We start from the raw sequence: 4,655 nt of genomic DNA, 5'->3' as shown, positions 1-4,655 counted from the left end.
TTTTCACAAAAGTTTAAATTCAGAATTTGAGTGATTTTTCAGCTTTCATTCGTACAATTTTACAATTTCATTTTGCTATTTTTTCAAGCGTTTCAGTTTTTCTGAACAATAAATTACAACGTGTTTATATATGGTTTGTTGCGTGGTTTAAGCAACTAATTTAGTAAATAATTACAGACTAAGAAAATCCGCGAGGATTTTCGTAAGTAAGCAAAAAGCCAGCAATAAATTATATATGGTGTTGCCAGTAGTTTTTATTCCTTTTTGATATTTATTCAGCTTTTAAATCAATTCTGAAGTTACATTCTCAACTTTTCCAAACTTGTCAAATACAATAACTAATTCATAATGGTCTAAAACTCCAATATTATCAGGTTCAGGTACAAGATAACAAATTGTGTTCGGACTTGTTTTGTATCCACATTCTCCATCATTTTCGCCCAGAATTTTAAGCACTTCTGTTTTATTTTTTCCGATTAGCACGTTTTCTTTCAAGTCATTAATCATTCTGTATCTTGAGTTGGTATTTTCAATCCAATCTTTTGAATTAAAATCTTTCGACCTCAATATTGGATTTATTATTCCGTAACAGATTCCAATAAACAATGCTGTCCATATAATTGGCATTAAAAGTGTTGCCAAAAAAGAGTAAATTTTTAAGTTCTTAATTCCAGATTTTCTTTTCAAAAATTTTCTATACAAAAAGAATGAAGGTATTAAGAAAAGGATTTCAATTACTATAAAAATAAAAATCAGTTCAATCATTTCTCAATTTTGGTTATATTACTGGCAACGTTTTATGTGTATAATTTGCTGCGTAAATTTAGCGAAAAATAACTACATTTTACAGACTTTTACGATTGCGAGGTTTTTCGCAAGAAAAACCGAAACAAGCAGTAAATTATACACGGTGTTGTAATTTTGTTGTGAAACATTTGAGTAAACACGTTTAGCTTCCGTTTTCAATTTTTCAGCGTTTGAGTAAATTCAGACATTTTAACTTTAAAACACTAAAAAAATATCGCGAGAAAATTCCGCATTTTTGGTTTTCAGTTTGAGTAAATTCAAACATTTAGATTCCGCAAAGATTTTGAATTCCATTTTTTTTAATTCGCGAGAGAGTGTTCCACAAAAGTTTAAATTCAGAATTTGAGTGATTTTTCAGCTTTCATTCGTGCAATTTTACAATTTCATTTTGCTGTTTTTTCAAGCGTTTCAGTTTTTCTGAACAATAAATTACAACGTTTTTGTATATGGTTTGTTGCGTGTTTCAAGCAACTAATTTAGTAAATAATTACCGACCAAGAAAGTCCGCGAGGACTTTCGTAAGTAAGCGAGAAGCGAGCAATAAATTATATACGGTGTTGCCCACAGTATTTTTTAATTCGTAAGGGTTAATTCAATTGCTGTTAACATATATTTTCCTTCATATTCTTTACTTGTTCCTGTAGTTTTTGAGGTTTTCTTCCATTTTCCTTGATTAAAAATCCAACTATTTTCAGATGTTTCAGCAGGAATAGTTCCAATTGCAGGCTCATAAGATATTCCTTCTAATTTTTTTCTTGAACCTTGCATAGTGTATTTATATTCGTATTTATTTTCTTCTATTATAAGCCATTCAATTGCAATAAAAAAACCTTTTTCAGGAAATTCAATATTTAATTTTGAAATATCAATTTCAGTTATTTTCTTTCCTTTTTTTGCAATTCCAATTATGTTTTTGTCATATATATAATTTTTTGGTTCTCCATTTTCATTTAGTGCATAAAGGCGAATATTAAATTTTGAATTTTTAACATCACTTTTTGTTAAAAGTCTTATTTTTTTCAATAATGGGGTTTTATCATATTTTTCTTTATAATTAAAAAATCGAGCAATTATCCAAGGCTTTATTCCGTTTTTATAATAATGATTGATTTTAGTTTTTTTAAATTTTCCGACTATTAATTCTTGAGTTAATTTTTTAGAATTTATAATTATTTCATCCAATTCAGTCGTTATTGGTCTTAATTCAAGAATATTTTTAATTGAATCTGACGAGATTTTTTTTGTCTCAAATCCTATTGCTGAAAATAGAATATTTTTTGTGTTATGTACTTCTAATTCAAATTCTCCTTTTTCATTTGATGTTGTTCCAATGTTATCGTTTTCTATCCAAATATTTACATAAGGTATTTTTTCTTTCGTTTTACTGTCAATTATTACTGATTTTAATTGACTAAAACAAAGGTTAGATACTAGTAGAATTATGATGGCAAGCAGTTTTTTCATATTGTGGGCAACGTTGTTGTATATAGTTTGTTGCGTGTTTCAAGCAACTAATTTAGTAAATAATTACTGACCAAGAAAGTCCGCGAGGACTTTCGCAAGTAGGCAAAAAGCCAGCAATAAATTATATACGGTGTTGGCAACTGGGCTTATTCACCTTTTAATTGTTTTTTTAAATCCGATTTAATTAACAAAATCAGTTCATCGTATCTTTCTTTTACTCTCTGGTTTCCAGAAATCATTTGTTGTTCAATTATGTGGTCGTCTATATTTGTTCCTTTTCGATAATTAATTAGCATTTTCTTCCCTATTTGAAATTCACTAAAGTGCTTTATGATTTTAATCAATTCGGAATAATGACTGTCCTCGATAAAAAGAGATGCCTTTTCAATTTCTATTTTAGTTTCCCTCAGTTGTTTTGAAAAATCAGATAAATTTTTTGAACTTGCTTTTTCCCAAAGGTTGTCAGCAGATATTTTAAGGTTTTGCAAACTCGACCATAAAATAGAGTATAATTCGAATTGTTTGTCTGAATATCTTAAAGTTGTTATTTTTAAAATATCAAGTTTGGTTTGGTAGTCATTTATTTGGTTTTGAAAGCCTGCAATTAACTTTTGTTCATACCTTTTTGCAAAAAGATCTCCAAAATATTTTGATATTCCAAGAATTATTGCGCCTGCTCCACCAACGGATGCTAAACCTGCAAATACTAATTTTAAAGTTTCTTCCCAACTCATATAATTCAATTACGTTAATTAGATATTCTCAAGACCACCTATCCAAAAATCCGTGTTCTTTCGCTTTATAGATTCCCAAAGCATAACCGAACCTCATAGATGATGCGAAACCTAAAGTAATTATGAAAGTAAGCGTAGCTTGATAGTCGATTAAATTGAAATTTAGACAAATCGTAAAGTTTTCAGAGTAATACTGGGTAAAAAAACTTAACCAAACTAAAATAACGAGTAATGCTAAAAGCTCATTAATTTTCGATACAGAATAAAATCGATTTCCTTTATAATGAATTGTTTTATAAAGTGGTCCAGAAATAAAATTTTCTAAAAAATCAATATGGGCTTCCCAATTTTCTTGCCAGCTTTTACTTCCTTTCATTACTAAATACCAAGCTATTGAAAATAATAATCCAAGAGAGATTAGGTATAAATCTAAACGCAAGTCAATAGCCTTTTCACTATTGTCTGAAGTCAAAAGTGTTATTAATCCTCCGAAAATAAGTACGATAAATCCCCAAAAATAAGCAGCTCTTGTCCAAAATTTATTTATTTCAAAATCTCTATTCTCCCAAGCTTTTTGGTAAGCTTTTCCGAGTATTTCTTTATCAATAACTTTGTATTCTCCTGTTTCATCTTTAACAACACCAAAACTTTTGAAATAGACATCATTGTCTAAAACTTTATACGTAACTCTTTTTCGAAATATTTGCGAAATAAGTTTTTTAAGTTTAGATTTTATATCCAATTTCAATAGTGATTTTAATTTGTTGTTAGTTTTTCCTGCCTTGTTGCCAACGTTTTGGTGTATTAAAAGTTGCGATTTTGTGGGCGAGGATTTTCCGAAGGAAAATTTGAAGCAAACAAAAAAGCAATTACTTTTAGTTAAGCACTAATTTAGCAATTTTTTATACACGGTGTTGCAAGTAGTAGTTTTTTCAGTTTATAATTCCTGTTTTCTGACATTTTTCCAACGATAGTATTTACCAATATGATTTTGGAATAATTCGTATTTCGATTTGTTCATTTGGAACAGCTTTGTTAAATATATTAAAAGGGAAGAAAATAGCTACATTTGAACGTTTTATTATTAAATTTCTTGAATTTTTAAACTCTAATGAATATTTTCCTTTTTCTATTATTTTAAATTCATAACATCTCTTTTCCCTTTTTCCGCCTTCAAAACTCTGAAGAGGGAATTTTGTTTTTTTTATCGGAATTTCTCTTTTGGTAGAAGTTTTCGTTATTTTTATTTTAAAATTACTTTTTTTGATTAAAAAGCCACCAATAACATTTATGTGATATTTTCCTGAATCTAATGATAATTCTTGTGTTTTAGAATGAATGTTTATTATTGGTTTTTCTTTCATTTTTTTTTTGAGTTTTATTAATTTCATAACTTTTTCAATTCCGAACGTTGCCCAATTTCACAATATTGGAAATTCCGCAATTTGATGAAATTTTTTATTCACGAGTGAGTGTTCCATTTTTTTCAATTTTCTCCTTCTTTAAAAACACAAAAATTAAAGAATTTCGAACCGAAATTTTATTCTGCTTGAGTTTTTTCCGCTATTACTTGCAACGTTCTGGATAAACCGTCGTTTTAATGCGGTTTATGTTTTGTTGTGTGTTGTAAATGTAAGTAAATATTTCTTA

5 protein-coding genes are annotated in these 4,655 nt (G+C 28.3%); all 5 read right to left on the bottom strand.

Going from position 1 to position 4,655, the window contains the following annotated elements:
* Positions 1 to 282 precede the first annotated feature (282 nt).
* On the bottom strand, positions 283 to 687 hold the full coding sequence (locus Q0733_RS12745) for a hypothetical protein (protein WP_298782683.1): 405 nt from the start codon (positions 685 to 687) through the stop codon (positions 283 to 285).
* A 693-nt stretch (positions 688 to 1,380) separates the two neighbouring features.
* On the bottom strand, positions 1,381 to 2,271 hold the full coding sequence (locus Q0733_RS12740; protein ID WP_298782681.1) for a carboxypeptidase-like regulatory domain-containing protein: 891 nt from the start codon (positions 2,269 to 2,271) through the stop codon (positions 1,381 to 1,383).
* Positions 2,272 to 2,417: 146 nt separating this feature from the next.
* Entirely contained in the window at positions 2,418 to 3,005 is a 588-nt protein-coding gene (locus Q0733_RS12735) for a hypothetical protein (RefSeq protein WP_298782679.1), read from the bottom strand.
* Positions 3,006 to 3,033: 28 nt separating this feature from the next.
* Positions 3,034 to 3,747 carry a hypothetical protein gene (locus Q0733_RS12730; protein WP_298782677.1) on the bottom strand — a complete coding sequence of 238 codons (714 nt, stop codon included), beginning with the start codon at positions 3,745 to 3,747 and terminating at the stop codon, positions 3,034 to 3,036.
* Positions 3,748 to 3,982: 235 nt separating this feature from the next.
* Complete coding sequence (locus Q0733_RS12725) at positions 3,983 to 4,396, bottom strand: hypothetical protein (protein WP_298782676.1); 414 nt, start codon at positions 4,394 to 4,396, stop codon at positions 3,983 to 3,985.
* Positions 4,397 to 4,655 lie beyond the last annotated feature (259 nt).

This window comes from uncultured Polaribacter sp. (assembly GCF_947500975.1).
In the GTDB taxonomy this organism is placed as follows: Bacteria; Bacteroidota; Bacteroidia; order Flavobacteriales; family Flavobacteriaceae; genus Polaribacter.
Note: the sequence above shows the minus strand (reverse complement) of the source record. Positions and strands in the feature narration are given on the sequence as shown.

Bases quoted from the DNA above. Each gene is read 5' to 3' on its own strand.
- Q0733_RS12740 (WP_298782681.1), bottom strand. From the start codon at position 2,271: ATGAAAAAACTGCTTGCCATCATAATTCTACTAGTATCTAACCTTTGT.
- Q0733_RS12725 (WP_298782676.1), bottom strand. From the start codon at position 4,396: ATGAAATTAATAAAACTCAAAAAAAAAATGAAAGAAAAACCAATAATA.
- Q0733_RS12735 (WP_298782679.1), bottom strand. From the start codon at position 3,005: ATGAGTTGGGAAGAAACTTTAAAATTAGTATTTGCAGGTTTAGCATCC.